Annotated in this window: 12 protein-coding genes and 1 riboswitch; of the genes, 3 read left to right on the top strand and 9 right to left on the bottom strand. The window is 72.3% G+C overall.

Translation table 11 applies throughout. From position 1 onward, the window contains the following. Positions 1-122: 122 nt before the first annotated feature. Both cimA and OG780_RS43760 read right to left on the bottom strand, forming a co-directional pair. Positions 123-1,754: a citramalate synthase gene (gene cimA / locus OG780_RS43765; protein WP_328443563.1), complete on the bottom strand. Its 1,632-nt coding sequence runs from the start codon at positions 1,752-1,754 to the stop codon at positions 123-125. Positions 1,755-2,230: 476 nt separating this feature from the next. After that, positions 2,231-3,808, bottom strand: a complete 1,578-nt coding sequence (locus OG780_RS43760; RefSeq protein ID WP_328443565.1) for an acyl-CoA carboxylase subunit beta — start codon at positions 3,806-3,808, stop codon at positions 2,231-2,233. A 539-nt stretch (positions 3,809-4,347) separates the two neighbouring features. Between OG780_RS43760 and OG780_RS43755 the strand changes: the two genes are divergently transcribed. From OG780_RS43755 to OG780_RS43745, 3 genes are all read left to right on the top strand, one after another. Then, positions 4,348-4,755, top strand: coding sequence for a hypothetical protein (locus OG780_RS43755; RefSeq protein WP_328443567.1), 408 nt, complete (start codon positions 4,348-4,350; stop codon positions 4,753-4,755). Between the two features lie 288 nt (positions 4,756-5,043). Then, complete coding sequence (locus OG780_RS43750; RefSeq protein WP_328443569.1) at positions 5,044-6,561, top strand: FAD-dependent monooxygenase; 1,518 nt, start codon at positions 5,044-5,046, stop codon at positions 6,559-6,561. Between the two features lie 144 nt (positions 6,562-6,705). Then, entirely contained in the window at positions 6,706-7,404 is a 699-nt protein-coding gene (locus tag OG780_RS43745; protein ID WP_328443571.1) for a thioesterase II family protein, read from the top strand. An 80-nt stretch (positions 7,405-7,484) separates the two neighbouring features. On the opposite strand, the gene OG780_RS43740 is transcribed toward OG780_RS43745, so the two are convergent. The 7 genes from OG780_RS43740 to OG780_RS43710 all read right to left on the bottom strand — a co-directional run bounded on the left by OG780_RS43740 (position 7,485) and on the right by OG780_RS43710 (position 24,950). After that, the gene (locus OG780_RS43740) at positions 7,485-8,342 is read right to left on the bottom strand and encodes a bifunctional 5,10-methylenetetrahydrofolate dehydrogenase/5,10-methenyltetrahydrofolate cyclohydrolase (RefSeq protein WP_328443574.1); all 858 of its coding nucleotides are present in this window, start codon (positions 8,340-8,342) and stop codon (positions 7,485-7,487) included. A 21-nt stretch (positions 8,343-8,363) separates the two neighbouring features. Continuing rightward, a riboswitch (ZMP/ZTP riboswitch) is annotated at positions 8,364-8,450 on the bottom strand. A gap of 51 nt (positions 8,451-8,501) precedes the next feature. Continuing rightward, a complete protein-coding gene (locus OG780_RS43735) occupies positions 8,502-9,386 on the bottom strand; it encodes a 3-hydroxybutyryl-CoA dehydrogenase (RefSeq protein WP_328443576.1) in 885 nt (294 codons plus the stop codon). Next, positions 9,383-10,372, bottom strand: a complete 990-nt coding sequence (locus OG780_RS43730) for a 3-oxoacyl-ACP synthase III family protein (protein WP_328443578.1) — start codon at positions 10,370-10,372, stop codon at positions 9,383-9,385. The genes OG780_RS43735 and OG780_RS43730 overlap by 4 nt, the downstream gene beginning before the upstream one ends. A gap of 1 nt (position 10,373) precedes the next feature. Next, positions 10,374-11,732 (bottom strand): crotonyl-CoA carboxylase/reductase, encoded by a 1,359-nt coding sequence (gene ccrA / locus OG780_RS43725; protein WP_328443580.1) that lies wholly within the window; start codon positions 11,730-11,732, stop codon positions 10,374-10,376. Between the two features lie 52 nt (positions 11,733-11,784). Beyond that, the gene (locus OG780_RS43720) at positions 11,785-14,997 is read right to left on the bottom strand and encodes a non-ribosomal peptide synthetase (RefSeq protein WP_328457795.1); all 3,213 of its coding nucleotides are present in this window, start codon (positions 14,995-14,997) and stop codon (positions 11,785-11,787) included. 243 nt (positions 14,998-15,240) lie between these two features. Continuing rightward, positions 15,241-18,381 carry a type I polyketide synthase gene (locus OG780_RS43715; protein ID WP_328443584.1) on the bottom strand — a complete coding sequence of 1,047 codons (3,141 nt, stop codon included), beginning with the start codon at positions 18,379-18,381 and terminating at the stop codon, positions 15,241-15,243. Between the two features lie 5 nt (positions 18,382-18,386). Further along, on the bottom strand, positions 18,387-24,950 hold the full coding sequence (locus tag OG780_RS43710) for a type I polyketide synthase (RefSeq protein ID WP_328457793.1): 6,564 nt from the start codon (positions 24,948-24,950) through the stop codon (positions 18,387-18,389). Positions 24,951-24,955: the final 5 nt, after the last annotated feature.

The raw sequence follows: 24,955 nt of genomic DNA, 5'->3' as shown, positions 1-24,955 counted from the left end.
CCGTCCCCCGGATTGCCGAGGGCTCAGCCGTCTGCAGGCGCCGGCTTCCTCGTCCGGCTGGGGGGCGACCGGGTGACGCTGGTGTCGCAGGCCGGGGTGGGCGAAAGGGGTGACACAGTTTCTCAGTCGACGGGTTCGACGCCCGCTCGCAGCAGGCCGTAGGTGTACGCGTCCTCCAGTGCCTGCCAGGACGCGGCGATGACGTTGTCCGCCACGCCGACCGTGGACCACTCCCCCGTGCCGTCGGACGTGGAGATCAGGACGCGGGTCGTGGACTCGGTGCCGTGTCTGGCCTCCAGGATGCGGCCTTTGTAGTCGACCACCCCGAGGCGGGCGAGCTGCGGGTAGATCTGTTCCAGGCCGACGCGCAGGGCGCGGTCCAGGGCGTTGACCGGGCCGTTGCCCTCGGCGGCGGCGACGATGCGCTCGCCCTTGGCCCACAGCTTGACCGTGACCTCGTTGACGTGGCTGCCGTCGGGGCGGTCCTCCAGGATGGCCCGCCAGGACTCGACCTGGAAGTAGCGCAGCGGTCTGCCCTCGACCTCCTCGCGCAGCAGGAGTTCGAAGCTCGCGTCGGCTGCTTCGTAGGTGTAGCCCTTGAGTTCGCGTTCCTTGACCCGCTCCACGACCCGGCCGACCAGTTCGCGGTCGCCGCCGAGGTCGACGCCGAGCTCCTTGCCCTTGAGCTCGATGGAGGCGCGGCCGGCCATGTCGGAGACCAGCATCCGCATGGTGTTGCCGACCTGCTCGGGGTCGATGTGCTGGTAGAGGTCGGGGTCGACCTTGATGGCGGAGGCGTGCAGGCCGGCCTTGTGGGCGAAGGCGGAGACCCCGACGTAGGGCTGGTGGGTGGAGGGGGTGAGGTTGACGACCTCGGCGATGGCGTGGGAGATGCGGGTGGTCTCGCGGAGCTTGCCCGCGGGCAGGACCTTCATGGCGTACTTGAGCTCCAGCGCGGCGACGACGGGGAAGAGGTTGGCGTTGCCGACCCGCTCGCCGTAGCCGTTGGCGGTGCACTGGACGTGGGTGGCGCCCGCGTCGACGGCGGCCAGCGTGTTGGCGACCGCGCAGCCGGTGTCGTCCTGGGCGTGGATGCCCAGCCGGGCGCCGGTGTCCGCCAGGACCGTCTGCACGATCGCCTGGACCTGGGCGGGGAGCATGCCGCCGTTGGTGTCGCACAGCACCACCACGTCGGCGCCGGCCTCGTGCGCGGCCCGGACGACGGACTTCGCGTAGGCGGGGTTCGCCCGGTAGCCGTCGAAGAAGTGCTCGCAGTCCACGAACACTCGCCGTCCCTGTGCGACCAGGTGGGAGACGGTGTCGCGGACCATCTCCAGGTTCTCCTCCAGCGTGGTGCGCAGCGCCAGCTCCACATGCCGGTCGTGCGCCTTGGCCACCAGCGTGATCACCGGGGCGCCGGAGGCCAGGAGTGCCTTGACCTGGAGGTCCTCGCTCGCCTTGGCGCCGGCCCTGCGGGTCGCCCCGAAGGCCACGAGCTGCGCGTGCCGCAGGTCGAGTTCGCTCTGCGCGCGGGCGAAGAACTCGGTGTCGCGGGGGTTGGCGCCGGGCCAGCCGCCCTCGATGAAGCCCACCCCGAAGTCGTCCAGGTGCCGCGCGATGGCCAGCTTGTCCGCCACGGTGAGGTTGATGCCCTCGCGCTGCGCGCCGTCGCGCAGCGTCGTGTCGAAGACGTGGAAGAGATCGTCGAGTCCACCGGTGGTGTTCCCGGTGCGTTCGCTCGCGCTGATACTCATGCCGACCATCTCCTGTTCGGGATCTCGGTCCACCGGGATGACCGGCTGCACCGTCCATCTATGGCCCCTCGCGCTCGCTTCCCGGTCGAGGATGGGCACAGAGGCGGGCCGGCAGGAGGGCGGTGCGCGTCGGGGTCAAGGCTTCTCTGCCGCTCTTCGAGCGTTTCTCGTTCACGGCCGTCCATCGTGGCCCCCGACACCCGTGGTGCCGCCCGCCCCTGAGGCGGCGGGCGGCAACCGTCCGGAGAGTCATGTCCCCTCGTGCCGTCGCCCCGGAGCCCGTCGTCGCGTCCCTCGTCGTGTCCGTCGTCGCGTCCGTCGCGGGCGGGAAAGCCGGGGCCTGCGTTGCGATCGCCGAGCTGGTGCGGCGCTGTTCCCGGCATCGGCTGCGGCTGCTGCGCCGTGGGCTTCGGCAGGGACTTCGGCAGGGGCCGCCTGACTGAAGGGTGACGAGGCGGGCCGGCCGGCCCGGTGTGTCATTGGGGCTGGTTGCCGTGTTTGCGGGAGGGCTGTGCCACGTACTTGGTGCGCAGCACGGCGAGTGCGTCGATGAGTCTGGCGCGGGTCTCCGCGGGGTCGATGACATCGTCAACCAGGCCGCGTTCGGCGGCGTAGTAGGGGTGCATGAGCTGTTCCCGGTACTCCTTGATGTGCTGTCCGCGGGCGGCCTCGGGGTCGTCCGCGGCAGCGATCTCGCGCCGGAAGACGATGTTGGCGGCGCCCTCCGCGCCCATCACCGCGATCTCGTTGCCGGGCCACGCCAGTGAGAGGTCCGAGCCGATGGAGCGGGAGTCCATGACGATGTAGGCGCCGCCGTAGGCCTTGCGCAGGATCACCTGGACGCGGGGGACGGTCGCGTTGCAGTAGGCGTAGAGGAGTTTCGCGCCGTGCCGGATGATGCCGCCGTGTTCCTGGCCGACGCCGGGCAGGAAGCCGGGCACGTCGACCAGCGTCACGAGCGGGATGTTGAAGGAGTCGCACATCTGCACGAAGCGGGCCGCTTTCTCGCTGCCCTTGATGTCGAGGACTCCGGCGAGGGCCGCGGGCTGGTTGGCGACGATGCCGGCGACTTGGCCGTCCAGCCGGGCCAGGGCGCACACGACGTTGGGTGCCCATGCCTCGTGCACCTCGAAGAAGTCGCCGTCGTCGACGAACTCCTCGATGACCTCGCGCATGTCGTAGGCGCGTTTCTCGTCGGAGGGCACCAGGTCGCGCAGGGCGGGGGTGAGCCGGTCGGGCCGGTCGGCGCCGGGCTCGGACGGTGGCTGTTCACGGTTGTTGGCGGGCAGGAAGGAGAGCAGGTAGCGGACGTCGGCGAGGCAGCTCTCCTCGTCGTCGTAGGCGAAGTGGGCGACTCCGGAGAGGGTGGTGTGGGCGTCGGCGCCGCCGAGTTCGTCGTGGCTGATCCGTTCGCCGGTGACGGTCTGTACGACGTCGGGTCCGGTGATGAACATCTGCGAGGTGCCGCGCACCATGAACACGAAGTCGGTCAGGGCCGGGGAGTAGGCCGCGCCGCCCGCGCAGGGGCCCATCATCACGCTGATCTGCGGGATGACACCGGAGTTGCGGACGTTGCGCTGGAAGATGCCGCCGTAGCCGGCGAGCGCGGTCACCCCTTCCTGGATGCGTGCTCCGGCGCCGTCGCACAGTCCCACGATCGGGGCGCCCGCGGTGGCGGCCATGTCCATGATCTTGTGGATCTTCTCGGCGTGGGCCTCGCCGAGGGAGCCTCCGAAGATGCGGAAGTCGTGGGCGTAGGCGAAGACGACCCGGCCGAAGACCCGGCCCCAGGCGGTGACGACGCCGTCGGTCCAGGGGCGCTTGTCCTCCAGGCCGAAGCCGCCGGCCCGGTGTCTGCGCAGTCCTTCGACTTCGGTGAACCGGCCGTCGTCGAAGAGGAGTTGGAGGCGCTCGCGGGCGGTGAGCTTGCCCTTGGCGTGCTGTGTCTCGGTGGCTTTGTCGCTGGGTCCTCGGCGCATGTCGGCGCGTACGGCCTCGAGTTCGGCGACCGTGCCGCGCCGCAGCCCGACCGGTGTGCCGTCCAGGGCGGTCATCGAATTCCTTCCGGCCGTCGTGATCAGCCATCCGTCTGATGGGCCGAACGCCAGCGTCCGTCAGATCACTTGAAGCCGGTTGGAGCGCCGGACGACGATCGCTACGGACACGCCGGGCGCTCCAGCGGCGCTCGAGGCCGTGTCGAGTGCGGCGTGCGACGCTCAAGGTCGTGAGCTCCGATGCGGACGGTCAAGAGCCTTCTTGGAGCACCGAAGGGCCCGCCGGTGTCCCCACCATCCCCCGAGGACGCCGGCGGGCTTCCTGCCCGTCCGCCGCCGGAAGAGGCCGGTGCGGCCGAAGCGGTCGGTGTGGCCGAAGCGCTCGGTTCCGGCGGTGGCGTCGTCGGGATTCGGTCGTCTTGGCGTCTGCGGTCATGCGCGGTCATGCCGTGTGAGCTGTGGCTTCATGAGCGCAGGTCATCTCATGGCGCATATCGGCGCCATTAATGGCTCACAGTGATGCCATACATGTGCCACAGTGGAGCCACGGAAACGGAGCGACGCCGGGCACGGCGTACGACACGAAGGAGCCCCCCACCATGTCCGTCACCCTCAGCGACCAGGACAAGCTGACCCTGCGCACCGCCGCCTACGGCGCCGTGACGCTGATGGCCGCGGCCGCCGGCGCCGACTCCCCGCACAAGGTGGCCACCCAGGGCAGCATCGCCCTGACCACCGGCACCGGTCTGGTCGGCCACGTGCTGGCGGAGAAGTCCCCGGTCGGGGACCTGAGCGGCAAGTCCGCGGCCGAGATCGCCGACCGCGTCCTGCCCGCCCTGACCGCCGCCGTGCAGCTGCTGAAGAAGCAGGCCCCCGAGGAGGCCGACAACTTCCGCAGCACCGTCCTCGTCGCCGTCGAAGCGTCCGCCCGCACCTCCAAGGGCGAGCCCGGCCCCACCCTCACCGCGACCGCCGGCAAGATCACCGCCGCTCTGGACGCCGCCTGACACACCGGCCCGGTACCGGTACGCCTTCGGCACCGCTCCCCCGCTTCACCCCTGGCTCCGCCGCTTCACCACCTGGCTCCGCCGGAGAACGCTCCGGCGGAGCCTGCCGTCTTCGCGCACCGTCTCGTGTCCCGCCGGCGGGACACGAGGGCCGGCCGGCGGGACGTGGCAAGCCCGCCCGCGAACAGCCGCCTGCCGGCGCCGGGTTGTCTTGAACCGCTGCGTCGCGTGCGTGAGCGTGGAGGTCATCCAATGCCGTGACAGGCGCAGCGGAAAGAGGGGGCACACGTGGGACACACCGGCACGGACACGGATGTGGTGATCGCGGGCGCCGGGCCCACGGGCCTGATGCTCGCCTGCGAACTGCGGCTGGCGGGCGCCGACGTGATCGTGGTCGAGCGGCTCGCGCAGCGCTCGGGCGAGTCACGGGCCGGCGGGATCCACTCCCGCACCCTGGAGATCCTCGACCAGCGCGGCGTCCTGGAACGCTTCCTGGCGGAGGGACAGCTGCAGCCGGTGGGCCACTTCTCCGGCCTCTACCTCGACTTCGACGAGTCGGAGTCGCGCCACCCCTACCCGCTGATGATCCTGCAGTCCGCCATCGAGCGGCTCCTGGAGGAGTGGGCCGTGCAGCTCGGTGTGCGGGTGCGCCGCGGATGCGAGGTGAGCGGGCTTCGCCAGGACGAGGGCGGTGTGAGCGTCGAGGTCGGCGGGGAGCGGGATGTGCCCGTGACGCTGCGCGCCCGCTACCTGGTGGGCTGCGACGGCGGGCGCAGCACGGTGCGCAGGCTGGCGGGCATCGGCTTCCCCGGCACCGAGGCGACGATGACGGCGCTGATCGGCGACGTCGAGCTGCCCGGTCTGGGCGAGGACTACGTCTGGGTGCGGCGCACCGCGGGCGGCGACTACTCGGCGATCGCGTTCGAGCCGGGCTGGCACCGGGTGATCACCTCGGAGTTCGACCGGGGCGCGGACCGCGACGAGGAGGTGACGTTCGAGCGGCTGCGGGAGTCCCTGGTCAGGGTGGCGGGCACCGACTTCGGCATGCGCAACCCCCGGTGGGTCTCCCGGTTCAACGACGCGGCGCGGCAGGCCGACCGGTACCGCACGGGGCGGGTGCTGCTCGCGGGCGACGCGGCGCACATCCACTTCCCGGCCGGCGGGCAGGGGCTGAACATGGGCGTGCAGGACGCGGTCAACCTCGGCTGGAAGCTCGCCGCGGTGGTGCGCGGCCGGGCGCCGGAGAGCCTGCTGGACACCTACCACGCCGAGCGGCACCCGGTCGGGGAGCGGGTGCTGCACAACACCCGGGCGCAGTCGGCGCTGGTGCGCCCCGGACCGCAGACGGACGCGTTGCGTGAGGTGTTCGGCTCCCTGATGGTCTTCGACGAGGTCAACCAGTACCTGCGTCATCTGCTGACGGCGCTGGACATCCGCTATCCCGTCGACGGCGACCACCCGCTGGTGGGGCGCCGGGTCCCGGACGCCGATCTGAAGGCGTCCGACGGCGCCACCCGGGTCCACGAGCTGCTGCACGCCGCCCGCCCGGTCCTGCTCGACCTGGCCGGCAGCCCCGGGGCGGCCGCGGCCGCCCGGGGCTGGGCCGACCGCGTGGACGTGGTCGAGGCGCGCAGCGAGGACGAGCACTGGATCGTCCCGGCCCTCGGCGAGATCCCCGCACCGGACGCGCTCCTTGTCCGCCCCGACGGCCATGTCGCCTGGGCGGTGGCGGCCGGCACCCCGCCCGATGCCGCCGCGCTGCGGGCCGCCCTCGAAGCCTGGTTCGGCCCGGCCCTTCAGGGCTGAGCGGCCCGTGCCCGAAACGAACGGCCGGCCGGTCCGCCCACCGGCGGGGCCCGGCCGTGACGACCCTACGAAGGGAACACACCGACAGTGAACAGCACGTGGTTGCGACGCTTCACCACGACTGCCTCAAAGGGACCGCGGCTCGTGTGCTTCCCGCACGCGGGGGGCTCCGCGACGGCGTTCAAGGACCTGGCGCGCACGCTGCACCCGGACGTCGACGTGGTGTCCGTGCAGTACCCGGGCCGCCAGGACCGCTACCGCGAGGAGCCGTTCACGGCTCTCGCGCCGCTCGCGGAGGCGGTGACGGAGGAGCTGGCCCGTGAACTGGTCTCGGACGGGCGGCCGTACGCCCTGTTCGGGCACAGCATGGGAGCGCTGGTGGCGTTCGAGACGGCCCGGCTGCTGGCCCGGCGTCAACTGCCCGCCCCGCAGCGGGTGTTCTTCTCCGGCCGGGGCGGTCCCGACCTGCGCGACAGTGCCTACGACCTCTACGACGACGCCGACATGCTGGCCGAGGTGCGCCGGCTGGGCGGCACCGACCAGTCGATGCTGGAGGACCCCGACATCCTGGAGCTGGTGCTGCCGGCGCTGCGGGCCGACTACCGCGTCCTGGGCACCTATCGCGGGCCCGTCGGCGGGCCGCTCACGGCCCCGGTGACCGCCCTGATCGGGGACAGCGACCCGATCGCGACGGTCGAGGACGCCCACACCTGGCGGGAGCACACCACCGGCGACTTCACGGTGGAGGTGTTCCCCGGCGGGCACTTCTACCTCTTCGACCAGCTCGGCCAGGTCGCCGCCGCCGTCACCGAGGGCCTTCTCACGCGGGCCGCCGCTTCCTGAAGGGGCGGCATCGCACGGGTGCCACGGCCAGGAGGCGGAGCGCGGGTCGATCCGCGCTTCGCCTCCTGGCCGTGGCGCGCTCAGCGGGTGAGCTGGTCGGATGCCGCGTCGACCGTCTGCGCCAGCAGGACGGCGATGGTCATGGGCCCGACCCCACCGGGAACCGGCGTGATCAGGCGGGCACGCGTGCGGGCCGTGTCGAAGTCGACGTCACCGACGTTGCCGGGGTTGTATCCGGCGTCGATCACGACGGCCCCCGGCTTGACGTCCTCGCCGCGGATGAGCCGGGGCCGTCCCACGGCCGCCACGACAACGTCCGCTTCCCGCACGGCCGCGGCCAGATCGGTCGTACGGGAGTGGCAGTAGGTGACGGTGGCGTCCCGGGCGAGCAGGAGCATTCCGACGGGCTTGCCGAGGATCGCGCTGCGGCCCACGACAACGGCATGCCGGCCCGCGAGCTCGACGTCGTACTCGTCCAGGAGCCGCATGATCCCGCCCGGGGTGCACGATGCGAAACCAGGCAGTCCGAAGCTCATCGCCCCGAACGAGCTCATCGTGACCCCGTCGACGTCCTTCTGCGGCGCGATGGCCTCGAACGCCGCCCGCTCGTCGATGTGCGGGCCCACAGGGTGCTGCAGCAGGATGCCGTGCACGCCGGTGTCCTGCGAGAGGGAGCGGAGGGTCTCCACCAGCTCGGCGGTCGTCGTGGTGGCCGGCAGAGCGACGAGCCGGGACTCGATACCCGCCTTCGCGCAGCGGGCCCGCTTCATGCGGACGTACGTCACCGAAGCCGGATCCTCACCCACCAGCACCGTTGCCAGGCAGGGCGTCACGCCCACGCGCCGCGCAAGCTCTGCCGCCCTGCCCGATGTCTCCTCGACGATGCGCCGGGCAAGGCCGGTGCCGTCCATGAGTCGGGCTGTCTGGGTCTGGGACATGGTCGCCTCCAGGCGTCGCTGACCACTCGCCCAGGCGCACGGCATCGACCGATTCGTCAGACCGCTCCCCGGTGGTGCTCCACCTCAGCGCCAGTCACGGCCCGCGCACCACTCTAGGGCCTGTCCGCCGGTCATGAACGGAAGATCGAAGAGGCCCGCTCAGGCATAAGTGTGAAAGCCCTGGCCGGACTTCTTGCCCAGCAGGCCGCCCTCGACCATGCGCAGCAGCAGCGGCGGCGGCGCGTACAGGGGCTCCTTGAACTCCTCGTACATGGCCTGGGCGATGGAGACGGTGGTGTCCAGGCCGATGAGGTCGGCCAGGCGCAGCGGGCCCATCGGATGCGCGCAGCCCTGGACCATGCCCTGGTCGACGACCTCGGCGCTCGCCAGTCCCGACTCGACCATGCGGATCGCGGACAGCAGGTAGGGGAACAGCAGGGCGTTGACGAGGAAGCCCGCCCGGTCCGGGGAGGCGATCGGTTTCTTGCCGAGGGTGTCGCGGACGAAGGCCAGGGCGCGTTCGCTGACCGTCTGGTGCGTCAGGACGGAGGGGACGAGCTCGACGAGGGGCAGTGCGGGCACCGGGTTGAAGAAGTGGATGCCCAGGACCTGGCCGGGGCGGCGGGTCGCGGCGGCGAGCCGGACGACGGGGAGGGAGGAGGTGTTGGTCGCCAGGATGGCGTCCGGGTCCTCGACGGTCTTGTCGAGGGTGGCGAACAGGTCCCGTTTGACCTGCTCGTCCTCCTTGACCGCCTCGATGACCAGCTGGCGGTCCGCGAGGTCGGCGAGGTCGCGGGTGAAGGACACCCGGCCCAGGGCCGCGTCGCGTTCCCGCGCGGTCAGTTTGCCCTTGGCCACGCCGCGCTCCAGTGATGCGGCCAGCCGCTGCGGCGCCGTCTGCAGGGATGCCTCGGAGAACACCGCGACTTTCACGTTCAGGCCGTTCTTGGCGCACAGTTCGGCGATGCCGGTGCCCATGATGCCGCTGCCGGCGACACCCACCCGCTCGATGGCGGTGGTGGCGCTGTGTGTGGACGTGGTCATGCGGGGGTCCCCCAGTTCAGAAGTGTCGCTCCGATCGACATGCCGCCGCCGAATCCGGCGAGCAGGACCAGGTCCCCCTGCTTGAGCGCGCCGGTGCGGCTCGCCTCGTCGAGGGCGACGGGGACGGAGGCGCTGCCGACGTTGCCGTACCGGATCAGCGTGCGGTGGGTCTGTGCGGCGCCCAGTCCGGTGCGCTCGACGACCTCGCCGAGCATCACGCCGTTGGCCTGGTGCGGTACGAAGTGGTCGACCGCGCCGATGTCGACGCCGGCCCTGCGGGTGAGGGCGAGGAGGGCGGGCGGGACGTGTTCGGCGACGAAGTCCCGTACCCCGCGGCCGTCCATCTTGAAGTAGTGGCCGCCCTCGGCGACGGTCGCTGCGGACGCCGGTCTGCGGCTGCCGCCGGCCTCGACGCGGATCAGATGGTGGGCGTCGCCGCGGCTGGACAGATCGGTGGCGATGATCCCGTACGGGTCGGGGACCGCGCCGACGACCGCGGCGCCGGCGCCGTCGGCGAACAGGATGGCCGTGCGGCGGTCGGTGAAGTCCAGGATCCGGGAGTAGACGTCCGCGCCGATCACCAGTACCCGGGCGGCCGGGTTCACGGTCACCAGGCTGTGGGCCAGCGCCAGGGCGTAGACGAAGCCGCTGCACACGACGTTGATGTCGAGGCAGGCCGCGCCGTAGGCGCCCAGGCCGTGCTGCACCAGGTAGGAGGTGGGCGGCTGCGGGAAGTCGCCGGTGGAGGTGGAGACGATGATGTGGTCGATCTGCTCCGGGCCCAGCCCGGCCTGCTCCAGCGCGCGTCCGGCGGCCTTGACCGCCAGGTCGGAGGTCGCCTCGTGTTCGGCGGCGTAGCGCCGGGACTTGATCTGCGTCTTGCGCTCGATCCACTCCGCGCTGACGCCGACGCGCTCGGCGACCTCTTCGTTGCCGACCTCGTGCTTGGGCAGGTAGGAGCCGGTGGAGAGTATGCCGATGCCCATGTCAGGACGCCTCTTGGGGATCGGGCGCGCCGGGGCGGCGCAGCGGGTTGAGGCGCTGGGTGCCGATCTTCTCGCGCAGTGCGGGGTCGGTGACGCCGAGCCCTTCCTCCGGGGCGAGGCACAGGACGCCGACCTTTCCGGTGTGCCGGTTGTTCTGGACCAGCCGGGCGGCCTCGCCGACGTCCGCCAGTGGGAAGACCTCGGACAGGACGGGTGAGAGGTGCCCGAGCTGGAAGAGCCGGTTGCACTCCGCCTGCTCCTGGAGGTTCGCGGCGTGACTGCCCACGATCTTCTTGAGGTTCATCCAGAGGTAGCGGTTGTCGAAGTGGTGGTCGTAGCCGGTGCTGGAGCCGCAGGTGACGACGGTTCCGCCCTTGCGCACGACGAACACCGAGATCCCGAACGTCGCCCTTCCGACGTGGTCGAACACGACGTGCGGGTCCTCGCCGACCTGCCGGCGGATCTCCCGTCCGAGGCGTTTGCCCAGCTCGATGGTCCGCTCGGGGGTGAGCGCGTCGTCGCCGCCCATGCCGATGTCGTTGCGGTTGATCACCACGTCGCAGCCCAGGCGGCGCAGCACCTCGGCTTTTTGTTCGGAGCCGACGACGCCGATGGCGATACCGCCGGCGTTCTTGACCATCTGCACCGCGAACGCGCCGAGACCGCCGGTGGCGCCCCAGACGAGGACGATGTCGCCCTGTTTGATCCGTGCGCCGTTGTCGCCGACCAGCATCCGGTAGGAGGTCGCCGCGGTCAGCAGGACGCCCGCCGACTCCTCCCAGGTCAGGTGTGCCGGCTTGGGCAGGAGCTGGCTGGCGCGGACCACCGAGTAGTGGGCGAGGCCGCCGAAGTTCGTCTCGTAGCCCCAGATCTTCTGCCCCGCCCCGAGCATGGCGTCGGCGTGTGTCGCCGGTTCCTGCTCGTCGACCTGGACGCAGCTGACGACGACGTGGTCGCCCGGCTTCCAGTGCCGTACCCCGGCCCCGACGCGTACGACGACGCCGGAGGCGTCCGAGCCGACCTGGTGGTAGGGCAGGTCGTGCCGGGCGGCCCAGCCGCCCTGGCGGGCGCCGCGCTTGAGGAACTCGAACGTGGGGACCGGCTCGAACGTCGCCGACCACACGGTGTTGTAGTTGATGGAGCTCGCCATGACGGCGACGACCACCTCGTCCGGCGCGATGTCCGGCATGGGGACCTGCCCGACGTGCAGCGACTTGCGGACGTCGTTGTCCGCCACGCCGTCGAACATGCCGAGGTCCGCGGCCAGGAGGTGCGCCGCCTCGTAGTGGGAGGGGAGTTCGTGTCGCCCGAGTTCGTCCGGGCCGGCCCCGGACAGCAGGGCCTGTGTCAAAGAATCCATGGCTTCCTTCGCCTTTGCCGTGCCGAACCGCTGCTGACCGGGCCGCGCGGTCTCAGAGGACCGCGCCCTCCTTCGTCCGCCTGCGCAGACTCGGCCTGCTGGACTGGCCGAGGTCCTTCCACATGTCCGACAGGCCGGTGATGGTGCGTGCCGCGAACAGGCGGCGGATGGACACCTCCTGCTTCAGCTCGGCCCGGATCAGGCCGACCAGCCGGATCGCGCGCAGCGAGTTGCCGCCGAGGTCGAAGAAGTCCTCGTCGATGCCGATCCGGTCCACTTCGAGGACCTCGGCGAACGCCTTGGCCAGGATCCGTTCGGTGTCGTTGCGCGGTGCGCGGTAGGTGTCGGGCTCGGTCTCGGGCTCGGGCAGTGCGGCCCGGTCGAGCCTGCCGCCCGCCGTCAGCGGCAGGCGTTCCAGCACGGTGAACAGTGCCGGGACGACGGACTCCGGGAGTCGTCCCGCGGCGAAGCGGCGCAGTTCGTCGCCCGCCGGGACGGCCGATCCGTTTGCCGGGACGACATAGGCCACCAGGCGCTGCTGCCCGGTGCTGTCCTGCTTGACGGCGACGACCGCGCGGGCGAGGGCGGGATGCTCGGCCAGCGCCTCCTCGACCTCGGCCGGCTCGACGCCGAGACCGCGTACGCCGGCCTGGGTGCCCGCGTCGGCCACGTGCTCGATCCGGCCGTCGGCGCCCCAGCGCACCCGGTCGCCGGTGCGGTACATGCGTGCGCCGGCCGGACCGAACGGGCAGGGCACGAAGCGTTCCGCGGTGCGTGCGGTCCGTCCGAGGTATCCGCGTGCCACACCGGACCCGGCCACGTACAGCTCGCCGGTGACGCCGGCGGGGACGGGCGCCAGGCCCGGGCCCAGGACGTAGAGGGCGGTGTTGTCGGCCGGGCGGCCGAGGGTGCCCGCGCGGTGCTGTGGTTCGTGGGCGGTCAGGCGGTCGGCCGCGGCGAACACGGTGGCTTCCGTGGGGCCGTGGCCGGTCACGACGGTCAGGTCGGGGCAGGCCTGGCGGACGCGGCGCAGTGCGGCCGCGGGGACGCGGTCGCCGCCGGTGAACACCTCGCGCAGCCCGGCCAGGGAGGCGGGGTCGTGGGCCGCGATCTGCGCGAACCGGTCGGCGGGCAGCCACACGGCGGGGATGCCGTGGGCCGTGGGCGCCTGGGTGAGTGCGTCGGTGCCGGGTTCCCCGGGGGGAGCGACGATCACGCGGCCGCCGTTCAGCAGGGGTGCCCACAGTTCGAGGGCGAGGGTGTCGGAGGTCGCCGGGGTGTGCCACAGCACGGCGGCGCGGGCGGTGTCGCGCCAGGTGCGGTCCAGGGCGAAGCGCGCCATGTTGCGGTGGGTGATGCCGACCGCGGCGGCGCCGGCCGTGGACGAGGCGGGTGTCACGGCCAGGAGGTTGTCCGGGTGCGGGAGCGGGGCGGCCGGTGCGGCCTCGGTGGTGGCGGTGCCGGTGAGGTCGGTGAGGACGAGCGCGGGGATCCGCAGGCCGGCGGAGAGTGCCTGGGCGGTCGCCGCGTCGGTGAGCAGGGCGTGTGCGGCGGCGTCGCCGGCCACGAGCTTGGCCTGTGCCGCGGGCGGTGCCGGGTCGAGGGGCAGGTAGGCTCCGCCGGCCTTGGCCACGCCGAGCAGGGCGACGGCCAGGTCCACCGACCTCTCCAGTGCCACCGCCACGACCGTGTCGGGGCCGACGCCGTGGCCGCGCAGGGCGTCGGCCAGGCGGCCGGAGCGCTCGTCGAGTTCCCGGTAGGAGAGGGTGAGGTCGCCGCTGATCAGCGCGACGGCGTCGGGGGCCGATGTCACCTGGCGGGCGAACAGCTGAGGAACGGTGAGTGCGGGAAGGGGTGCGTGCGTGTCGTTCGGTGCCGTCAGCACCCGCTCCCGCCCGGCGCCGGTGAGCGCGTCCAGCGCGCCGACGCTCTGTTCCCCGTCGGCCACCACGGCGCGGATGTGGGCGATCAGCTCTTCGCCGATGAAGCGCAGTTCGGCGCGGTGGTAGAGGCGTGCGGGGGCGTCGAGGCGGATGAACAGGTCGCTGTCGGCGCTGCCGTCGGTGTAGACGCCGATCGACAGTTCGTCGAAGGAGCCGGTGGTTCCGCCGAGGTAGCGCGCCAGGTGGTCGCCGAAGCGGAGCTGCTCGACGAACTCGACGACGTTCATGACGGCGCCGAAGCTGCCGCGGTCGCTCAGGGCGGTCCGGCTCGCGCGCTGGATGTCCGAGTAGTGGCAGGCGGTGTGGCCGGAGATCTCGTACGTCTCGTCGACGATCGCGTCGGCGAGGTCGGTGAAGGTCGCGTTCAGGGGGACCTTCACGCGTACGGGGACGACGTTCACCGCGAGGCCGGGTGTCCTGCTCGCGACGCCGGTCCGGTTGCCGACGGCGAGGGAGAGCAGGAACTCGGGGCGGTCGCAGCGGTGGCGGAAGAACACGGCTGCGGCGGTGGTCAGCATCGTGGACGTCCACACGCCCATGGATTTCGCCGCCTCGGTCCACGCGTCGGCCTCGGCGCGCGGGACGGTCAGGGTGCGGCTGACCATGCCGATGGGCTCGGTCAGTTCGCCCCAGCGGTCGGCGCTGCTCATCGGTTCGGCGAGCGCGGCGCGCGCGGGCTCGGACAGGGTGACGCGCGGGATCTGTGCGGGGGCGGGCGCGTCGGCGAGGTAGTCGCGCCAGAACCCGCTGTCCTCGGTGAACTCTTTCGAGGCGAGGTAGCCGGCCGCCTCGGCCGCGAACGACTCGGCGTCCCAGGGGTGCGGCGGAGCGGGGACCTGCTCGCCGCGTGACAGGGCCGTGTAGACCTCGGCGAGACGCTTGGAGAGCAGGCCGCCGGTGCCGAACCCGTCCGAGACGAGGTGGTGGTAGGCGATCACCACGAGCGAGCGGGCCGGTGCGAGGGTGATGACGCCCATCCGGAACAGCAGGTCCCGTGCGAGGTCGAACGGTTTGCGGATCAGGTCGGCCAGTGCGTCGCGCGCCGCCTGCTCGGGGTCGGCCTCGGCGGACAGGTCCAGGAGGAAGGGCCGCCAGTCCCCCAGTTCGCGCGGTGTCAGGCGCAGCCCGTCGCCGTCGTCGGCGAAGGTGACGCGCAGGACCTCGGCCTCGTCCAGCACGTGCAGGAACGCGGACTCCATGACGGCCGCGTCCAGTTCACCGTCCACGTCCCACATGGTCAGCGCATGGTTCAGCGTGTCGGCAGACATTTCCTCCGCCAGCCACAGTCCTTTATGCGCGGACGAAGCAGCGAATGCACGCACACGGATCAACCCCTTGGAGAACAGGTCCGGGAATCGGAGGAATTCGCAGATCACCCCACCTTCACGGAAGGTGAATCAGCCGGTCAAGACAACTTGGTACGGGGGCGGGACAAGCCGTTCACGGGCTTGCGGTGTCCCGCCGGCGGGACATTCCACCGGCGGGGCATTCCCCTGGCGGGACATTTTCCGCAGGGCGCGCCTGCGTCCCGGAGCGGGTGCAAGCGCGCCCCGAGCACGGTCGGTTCAGCCGGCCGACTTGGCCAGCGAGGACACGATGTGCCGGGCGATCAGCCGCGGGGAGGGGTGGCGCAGCACCACGTTCGGCCGCAGTTTCAGGCCGGTCGAGGCAGTCAGGCGTTTGCTCAGGTCCGCCGACAGCATCGAGTCGAAGCCGATCTTCGTGAACTCCCCGTCGGGATCGACCGATTCGCCGGAGGGATGCCCCAGCACGACGGCGACCCGCTCCAGGACATGGTCCAGGACGAGGGCCTGCGCGTCGTCGGGGACGAGCGCCACGATCCGCTCCGGCAGCGGAACCTGCCGGTCGTCGGCCACCTGCGGCGGCTCCTGCGGGGAGGCCTCTGCCACCACGGCCGAGGCGGGCGAGGAGCTCAGCCAGTACCGCTGCCGCTGGAAGGCGTAGGTCGGCAGATCGACCCTTCGGCGGGTGGCGAACAGGGCGGACCAGTCCACGCTCCCGCCCCGGACGTGGAGCGCGGCCAGCGAGGAGAGGACGGCCTCCACCTCGCCCCGGCCGCGCCGCGACGACGACAGCACCAGCGCGTCGTCCAGGTCCTCGGTCATCTCCTGCACGGGGACGGTCAGCACGGGGTGCGGGCTCATCTCGACGAACACCCGGAACCCGTCCGCGGCCAGCTGCCGTACGGACGATTCGAAGCGGACCTTCTCGCGCAGGTTGTTGTACCAATAGTCGGCGTCCAGCCGCGCGGTGTCGATGATTTCGCCGTACAGGGTCGAATAGAAAGGCAGTTCCGACGATTTCGGGCTCACGTCGGACAGCGCGCCGATCACCTCGTCCCGTACCCGGGTCACCTGGTGCGAATGCGAGGCGTAATCGACCTTGATGCGCTGGGCCTGGCAGCCGTCGGCCTTCATCTTCTCGATGAATTCGTCGAGCGCGTCCGGTTCCCCGGACACGACGACCGCGCGGGGTCCGTTGACCACGGCGACACTGATCCGCTCGCTCCACGGCGCCAGGTGCTGCTGCACCACCGCTTCGGACTCCGCGACGAACGCCATCCCGCCGTGTCCGATCAGCTCCACCAGGGCCTTGCTGCGCAGTGCCACGATCTTGGTGGCGTCCCGCAGGGACAGCGCGCCGCACACATGGGCGGCGGCGATCTCGCCCTGGCTGTGGCCCACCACCGCGGACGGCTGGACGCCCCAGGACCGCCACAGGGCGGCCATGGACACCATCACCGAGAACAGGGCCGGCTGCACCACGTCCACCCGGTCCAGGCCCGGCGCGCCCTGAACGCCTCGGATGACGTCGAGCAGCGACCAGTCGGTCCACTCGGCCAGTGCGGCCGCGCAGGCGTCCAGGCTCCGCGCGAAGACCGGGAAGGCGGCGTACAGCTCCCGTCCCATGCCGGCCCACTGGGAGCCCTGCCCGGGGAACATGAAGGCGACGCCGCCGAGGTCCCCGGCCGTGCCGCGGACCACCGCGGCGGACTCCGTGTCCTCGCTCAGCGCCGTCAGCGCGCCGAGGAGTTCGTCCTTGGTGCGGCCCAGCACCACCGCGCGGTGCTCGAACCGTGAGCGGCCCGATGCCAGCGACCAGCCGGCGCCGGCGAGGTCCAGGCCGGGGTCGGCGGCGGCGAAGTCGCGCAGCTTGGCCGCCTGCTGCCGCAGGGCCTTGGCGGTCTTGGCCGACACCGTCCACGGCACCAGGCCGCCGACGACACCCGCGTCCGCGCCTCGCCCGTCGTGCCGCTCCTGCTCCTGGTCCTGGTCCTGGGGCGGGGCCTGCTCCAGGACGATGTGCGCGTTGGTGCCGCTGACGCCGAACGAGGACACCCCGGCCCGGCGCGGACCGTCCGTCTTCGTCCACGCGCGTCCCTCGGTGAGGATCCGAACCGCGCCGGCGGACCAGTCCACGTGGTGCGAGGGTTCACTCACGTGCAGGGTCTTGGGCAGGTGGCCGTGGCGCAGGGCCATCACGGTCTTGATGACCCCGCCGACCCCGGCGGCGGCCTGGGCGTGCCCCAGGTTCGACTTCAGGGAGCCCAGCCACAGCGGCCTGTCCTGGTCGCGGCCCCGGCCGTAGGTGGCCAGCAGCGCGCCGGCCTCGATGGGGTCGCCGAGCACGGTTCCGGTGCCGTGGGCCTCGACGAGGTCCACCTCGGCGGGGGTGACGCCCGCGTTCGCCAGGGCCTTGCGCATCACCTTCTCCTGGGCGCGGCCGTTGGGGGCGGTCAGGCCGTTGCTGGCGCCGTCCTGGTTGACCGCGCTGCCGCGCACGACGGCCAGCACCGGGTGGTTGTTGCGCCGGGCGTCGGACAGCCGCTCCAGGAGCAGCACGCCCACGCCCTCGGCCCAGCCGGTCCCGTCGGCGCCGTCCGCGAAGGCCTTGCAGCGGCCGTCGGGCGAGAGGGCGGCCTGCCGGGAGAACTCCACGAACATCGCGGGCGTCGCCATCACCAGCGCCCCGCCGGCCAGCGCCAGGGAGCACTCCCCCGAGCGCAGGGACTGCACCGCCATGTGGAGGGCCACCAGCGAGGAGGAGCACGCCGTGTCCACCGACACCGCGGGCCCGGTCAGGCCGAGCTCGTAGGCGACGCGGCCGGAGGCGACGCTCAGGGCGCTGCCGTACAGCAGGTAGCCCTCCAGGTCCTTCTGGCCGCCCTCCAGGAAGCGCCATCCGTACTCGGAGGAGCTGACCCCGGAGAAGACGCCGACCTCGGAGCCGCGGATGTCGGCGGGGACGATGCCGGCCCGTTCGAAGGCCTCCCAGGAGGTCTCCAGCAGCAGGCGGTGGTGCGGGTCGACGGCCAGCGCCTCACGCGGGCTGGTGCCGAAGAAGTCGGCGTCCCAGCCGGCGACGTCGTCCAGGAACCCTCCCTGGTCGGTGTAGGCGTGGCCGGTGGCGTCGGGGTCCGGGTCGTACACGTCGCGCCACCCGCGGTCCTGCGGGAAGTCGCCGATGACGTCGCGGCCCTCGCGGACCACGTCCCACAGTTCCTCCGGTGTCGAGACGCCTCCCGGGTAGCGGCAGGCCATGGCCACCACGGCGATCGGCTCGCCGCGGCCGGCCTTGAGGGCGTCGTTCTCCTGCCGGAGGCGGTCGCGTTCCTCCAGGAGCGTGCGCAGTGCCCGCTGGACCCGGTCCGCGCCGTCCGCCGTGCGTTCCGCGGAGTCGGTCATGCCATTCACCTCTTGTCATCCAGGGCCAGGTCGACCAGTGCTTCGAGATCCAGGTCCGACAGTTCGTCCGTGCCGGTGCTCTCGTCCGCGGCCAGGGCGGCGCCGCCCGCGCCGGGGGTCTCGGCGCAGGCCAGGACCAGGTCGAGGACGCCCGCGCTGCGCAGGCTGTCGATGGAGACGGTCCGCAGCACTTCCCGGATCGCCGCGTCTTCGGTGGCCTCGGGGATGCCGGTGTCCGCCGGCGGGCGCAGCAGGTCGCTGATGTGGTCGCTCAGTTCGCGTGGTGTCGGGTAGCTGAAGACGATGGTGGACGGCAGTCGAAGACCGGTGGAGGCGTTCAGGCGGTTGCAGAGTTCGACGGCGATCAGGGAGTCGGAGCCGAGCCGGGTGAAGGCCTCGTCGACGTCGACGCTCGCGCCGGAGGTGTGTCCGAAGACGACGGCGACCTGTTCGCGGACCCATTCCAGGACCGTTGCCCGTGCCTGGTCGCCCGGCAGGCCGGCCAGCCGGGCGGGCAGGTGGGCCGGGCCGCTCTCCTGGCTGGTGCCGGTGCCGGTCCTGGTGCGGCGCGGGCGACCGTTCTCGACGAGGTCGCGCAGCAGCGGCGGTACCTCCTCGGCGTTCTTGCCGCGCAGTACGGGGAGGTCCAGGTGGGCCGGGACGAGGGCCGGCTTGCCGTCGGCGCGGGCCGTGTCGAACAGGGCCAGGGCCTCGGGGGTCGGCATGGCGGTGATGCCGGTGCGGCGCAGCCGGGCGAGGTCGGCGGCGTCGAGCTCGCCGGTCATGCCGCTGCTGTGCTCCCACCAGCCCCAGGCCAGTGAGGTGCCGGGCAGGCCGGAGGCCTTGCGCCGGGCCGCGAGGCCGTCCAGGAAGGCGTTGGCGGCGGCGTAGTTGGCCTGTCCCGCGTTGCCGAGCGTGCCCGCGAGGGCGGAGAACGCGATGAACGCCGACAGGGGGTGCTCGCGGGTCAGCTCGTCGAGGTTGATCGCGCCGCCGGCCTTGGCGCGCAGCACGTCATCGACGCTCTGTGCGGTCAGTGACTCGACGGTGCCGTCGGCGAGGGCTCCCGCCGCGTGCACGACCGCGGTCAGCGGGTAGCGGCCGGGCAGGCGCGTGAGCAGGTCCGCGACGGCGGTCCGGTCCGCGATGTCCAGGGCCGCGACCTGTACGGCCGCTCCGGCGCCTTCGAGGTCGGCGACCAGTTCGGCGACGCCGTCGGCGGCGGGGCCGCTGCGGCTGGCCAGGAGCAGGCTCCGTACGCCGTGTTCGGCGACGAGGTGGCGGGCCAGGAGCGAGCCCACTCCCCCGGTGCCGCCGGTGAGCAGCACGGTGCCGCCGCCGAGGCCGTCGCCCACTTCCAGGACCAGTTTGCCGATGTGGCGGCCCTGGCTCATCTCGCGGAACACCTGGCGTGCGTCGTGGATGTCGCGCAGGGAGAGCGGGGGCAGGTCTATGTGCCCGTCGGCGAACAGGTCCAGGACGGTCCGGAACATCTCCTGGATCGCCTCGGGGCCCGTCTCGTAGAGGTCGAAGGGCCGGTAGTCGACTCCGGGGTGGGCGGCCGTGATCTGCCGGGGGTCGCGGATGTCGGTCTTGCCCATCTCGACGAAGTGCCCGCCGTGCGGGAGCAGGGTCAGTGAGGCGTCGACGAAGGTGTGGGCGAGGGAGTTGAGGACGACGTCCACGCCGCGGCCGCCGGAGGTGCGGTGGAACTTCTCGGCGAAGTCCAGGTCGCGGGAGGATGCCAGGTGGCTCTCGTCCACTCCGAGGGCGCGCAGGGCGGGCCATTTGGCGGGGGCGGCGGTGGCGTAGATCTCGGCGCCTGCGTGGCGGGCCAGCTGGACGGCGGCCATGCCGACGCCGCCGGCCGCGGCGTGGATGAGGACGCGCTGTCCCTTCTGGAGGTTCGCCACGCGGAAGAGGCCGTGGTAGGCGGTGAGGAAGGTGCACGGCACGGATGCGGCCTGGGCGAAGCTCCAGCCGTCGGGGACGGGCGCGAGCATGCGGTGGTCGGCCACGGCGGTGCGGCCGAAGGCCCCGCCGAAGATGCCCGTCACGCGGTCGCCGGGCGTGAACTCGGTGACGTCGTCGGCGACTTCGAGGACGGTGCCGGCGCCCTCGCTGCCGAGTCCGGCGTCGATGGCGGTGCGGTCCACCAGGCCCAGGGCGATGGTGACGTCGCGGAAGTTGAGGCCGGCGGCCTTCACGGCGATGCGGACCTGGCCCTGTGCCAGGGGTGCTTCCGCCTCGGGGCAGGGGATCCAGGTCAGGTTCTCCAGCGTGCCCCTGGTCTCGATGCCCAGACGGTGGGCTCCGGCCGGCGCGGGTTCGATGCGGTGGCCGGCGGGCTCGGCCGCTGCCAGCCGCGGGATCAGCAAGGTCCCCTCGCGCAGGGCCAGTTGGTCCTCGTCCAGGGCGAGTACGTCGGGCAGGCGGGCCCAGGAGGTGTCCGCGTCGTCGATGTCCACCAGCCGGAATCTGCCGGGGTGTTCGGTGAGGGCGGAGCGGATCAGGCCCCATACGGACGCGCCGGGCAGGCTTTCGAGGCGCTCGCCGTTTTGGGTGTCCAGGGCCAGGCGGGTGAGGACCACCAGGGTGGAGGCGGCGAGGGCTTGTTCGCCGAGGAAGCGCTGGACCTGTTCCAGGACCCGCTTGTTCGCGTCGGCGACGGTGTCGAGCAGTCCGGGGCCGTGGGTGAGGACGTCGTCCAGGGCCAGGACGACGTGGCGGGGTGCCTCCCCGGCGAGGACCTCGTCCACCGACGCGTGGAAGGCGGGACGGCGCTCGCTCGTGCCGGTGAGCCGGGCGGCGAGAGCGCCGGGTGTGCCCAGGAGGGCCCATCGTTCTTGGTGGGTCTCGCGCCTGCTGTCCTTGAGCGGGCGCCACCGCAGTTCGTACAGCGGCCGTTCCTGTCCGCCGGGTGCGGAGCGGACCTGTCCGGCGTTGGCGGGGCGGAAGGCCAGTGCCGCGACGGAGGCGACCGGGCGGCCGTGCTCGTCGGCGATCGCCAGCGACACGGTGTCCTCGCCGGCCGGGGACAGGCGGACCCTGACGGTCGGTGTGCAGGGCCCGGTCAGGTCCACGCCTGACCAGGCGAAGGGCATGCGGCCCTGTTCGCCGGTGACCTCGATGACGCCGCCGGCGACGGACGCGTGCAGGACGGTGTCGAGCAGGGCCGGGTGCAGGGCGAAGGCGCCGCCGGCCGTGGGGTCGGCGGTGTCGGGGAGGGTGGCGAGGGCGTAGAGGTCCTCGCCGTGCCGCCAGACCTCCCGCAGGCCGCGGAACAGGGGGCCGTAGTCGAATCCCGCGTCCGTGAACCGGTCGTAGAGGTTGCTGATGTCGAGCTGCCTGGCCCCGGCCGGTGGCCATGCGGTGAGCTGCGCCGTGGCCGCGGGTGCGGTGCCCGGTGCCAGGTTCCCGCTCGCGTGGCGGGTCCAGCCGCCTTGGTCCGGGGTGTCCTGGCCGGGTTGCGCGTACACGTCCAGGGAGCGGCGTCCGCTGTCGTCGGCCGCGCCGAGGACGACGCGTATGCGCACGTCGCCGGAGTCGGGCAGGATCAGGGGGACGGCCAGGGTGAGTTCCTCGACGGTGCCGCATCCGACGTGGCCGCCGGCCGACAGTGCCAGGTCCAGGTAGGCCGTCGCGGGGACGACGACGGCGCCGAACACGGTGTGGTCGCCCAGCCAGCCGTGGGTGCGCTGGGACCACAGGTCGGTGAAGACCCTCTCGCCGGTGCCGGGGTGCTCCACCACGGCGCCGAGCAGGGGGTGTCCGGGGGCCAGGAGGCCAGCGGAGGTGACGTCGGTGGTCTGCGTTCCGGCGAGGAAGTCCAGCCAGTAGCGCTGCCGTTGGAAGGCGTAGGTCGGCAGGTCCACCCTGCGGCGCGGGCCGAACAGGGCGCCGAAGTCCACCGGGGCACCGGCGACGTGCAGGTGGGCCAGTGCGCCGAGCAGTGCCTGCGGGGCGGTGCGGTCGCGCCGCGACGCCGGTACGACCAGTACGTCGTGCACGCCCTCGCCGGCGAGGGCCTCCTTGGTGATGCTCGTGAGCGTCGCTCCCGGTCCCACCTCCACGAAGGCGCCCGCGCCGGCGGCGCGGGCGCACTGCACCGCGTCCCAGAAGCGCACGGGGTCGCGGACGTGGTCGACCCAGTAGCGGGCGGACGTCAGTTCCTGGAGCGTGGCCTCGCGGCCCAGCCGGGTGGAGACGATGGGGATCGTCATCTCGCCGGGGAGGAGTTCGCCGAGCGCCGCCGCGAACTCGTCGAGGACCGGGTCCATCAGCGGGGAGTGGAAGGCGTGGTCGACCGGGAGGAGTTTCGCCGAGACGCCGTCGGCGGCGAGCCGGTCGCGCAGGGCGTGGACCTGCTCGCGCAGGCCGGAGACGACCACGGACTCGGGGCCGTTGACCGCGGCGACGCCGACGCGGTCGTAGGCGTCCAGGAGGGTGTTCACGTGTGTGGGTGAGGCGCGGACGGCGAGCATGGCGCCGGGTTCGGTGACGGTCTGCATGGTGCGTCCGCGGGCGGCGACGAGCCGGGTCGCGGTGTCCAGGTCGAGGACGCCGGAGACATGGGCGGCGGCGATCTCGCCGACGGAGTGGCCGATGAGCCGGGCGGGCCGCGGGGCGTACCGGGCCAGGAGCCGGTAGAGGCTGACCTGGAGGGTGAACAGGGCGGGCTGGGCGATGTCCGTGCGTTCGCGGCCGGCGGGCTCGTCGGCCAGCAGTACGGGTTTGAGCTGGTAGGGCAGGTGAGCGTCGAAGCGCGCGCAGATCTCGTCGAGGCTCTGCGCGAAGGCGGGGTAGGTGTCGTACAGCTGCCTTGCGGTGCCTGCCCACGGGGAGCCCTGTCCGGGGAACAGGTAGACCGGGCTGCCGGGTTCGCCGGCCGTGCCGCGCACGAGGGCGGCCGAGTCCTTGCCCTGGCTCAGTGCGTCGAGCGCGCTCAGCAGTTCGTCCCGGTCGTGGCCGAGGACCACCGCGCGGTGCTCGAAGCGGGTGCGGCTCGACACCAGCGACCAGCCGGCGTCCAGGAGGTCCAGGTCCGCGTCGGCGGCGGCGAAGTCGCGCAGCCGCGCGGCCTGTTCGCGCAGGGCCTGCTCGGAGCGCGCCGACAGCACCCAGGGCACCGGGTCGCTCGTGCAGTGGGGCAGGGGGTCCTGGTCGTCCTCTTCCTCCTCGGGCGCCTGCTCCAGGATCACGTGCGCGTTGGTGCCGCTGGCCCCGAACGCGGAGACGCCCGCCCGCCGGGGCCGGCCGTCCGCCGTGGTCCACCGGCGGGCCTCGGTCAGCAGCTCCACGGCTCCGGCCGACCAGTCGATGTGTGTCGAGGGGCGGTCGACGTGCAGCGTCCGGGGCAGCAGCCCGTGCCGCATCGCCATGATCATCTTGATGATGCCGCCGACGCCGGCGGCGGCCTGGGTGTGCCCGATGTTCGACTTCAGCGACCCCAGCCACAGCGGGTCCTGGGCATCGCGGTCCTGGCCGTAGGTGGCGAGCAGGGCGCCCGCCTCGATGGGGTCGCCGAGCGTGGTGCCGGTGCCGTGCGCCTCGATCGCGTCGATGTCGCCGGCCTGGAGCCGGGCGTTGGCCAGCGCGGCCCGGATGACGCGCTGCTGCGCGGGACCGCTGGGCGCGGTCAGGCCGTTGGACGCACCGTCCTGGTTGATGGCCGAGCCGCGGATCACCGCCCAGATCCGGTGCCCGTTGCGGCGCGCGTCGCAGAGCCGCTCCAGGGCGAGCATGCCGACGCCCTCGGAGAAGCCGGTGCCGTCCGCCGCGTCCGCGAACGCCTTGCACCGGCCGTCCACCGACAGGCCCCGCTGCCTGGACATCTCCCGGAACACCTGAGGCATCCCGACGACGGTGACCCCGCCGGCCAGGGCCAGTGTGCACTCGCCCTGCCGCAGCGACTGCACCGCCTGGTGCACCGCGACCAGCGAGGACGAGCACGCGGTGTCCGTGGAGATGGCCGGGCCCTCCAGGCCCAGCGCGTACGACACCCGCCCGGACGCCACGCTCAGCAGGGAACCGAGCTGCGCGTAGCCCGAGATGGCTTCCGGGGTGGCGAAGTGGTTGCCGTAGCCGAAGTAGGCGAGTCCGGCGAACACTCCGGTGTCGCTGCCGCGCAGGGACTCGGGGTCGATGCCGGCCCGCTCCACGCACTCCCACGATGCTTCCAGCAGCAGGCGCTGCTGCGGGTCGGCGGACAGGGCCTCGCGCGGGTTGATCCCGAAGAAGTCGGCGTCGAAGTCACCGGCGTCGTGGAGGAATCCGCCCTTGCGGGTGTAGCAGGTGCCGGGGTGGTCCGGGTCCGGGTCGTAGAAGTTCTCCAGGTCCCAGTTGCGGTCGTCGGGGAAGTCGTCCACGACGTCCGCGCCCTGTCGCACCAGCTCCCACAGTTCCTCGGGGGACGCCACCCCGCCCGGGTAGCGGCAGGCGACGCCCACGATCGCGATGGGTTCGGCGGCGGCGTCCGTCAGCTCCTGAAGGCGCCTGCGCGTCTCGATCAGCTCGATCGACGTCCGTTTGAGGTAGTCGAGAACCTCGGCGTTGTTGTCGTTTGTCATCGCTT

It is taken from the genome of Streptomyces sp. NBC_00386 (assembly GCF_036063235.1).
GTDB lineage: Bacteria > Actinomycetota > Actinomycetes > Streptomycetales > Streptomycetaceae > Streptomyces.
The sequence above is the reverse complement of the archived record's forward strand: the minus strand, read 5'-3'. Positions and strand labels throughout refer to the sequence as shown.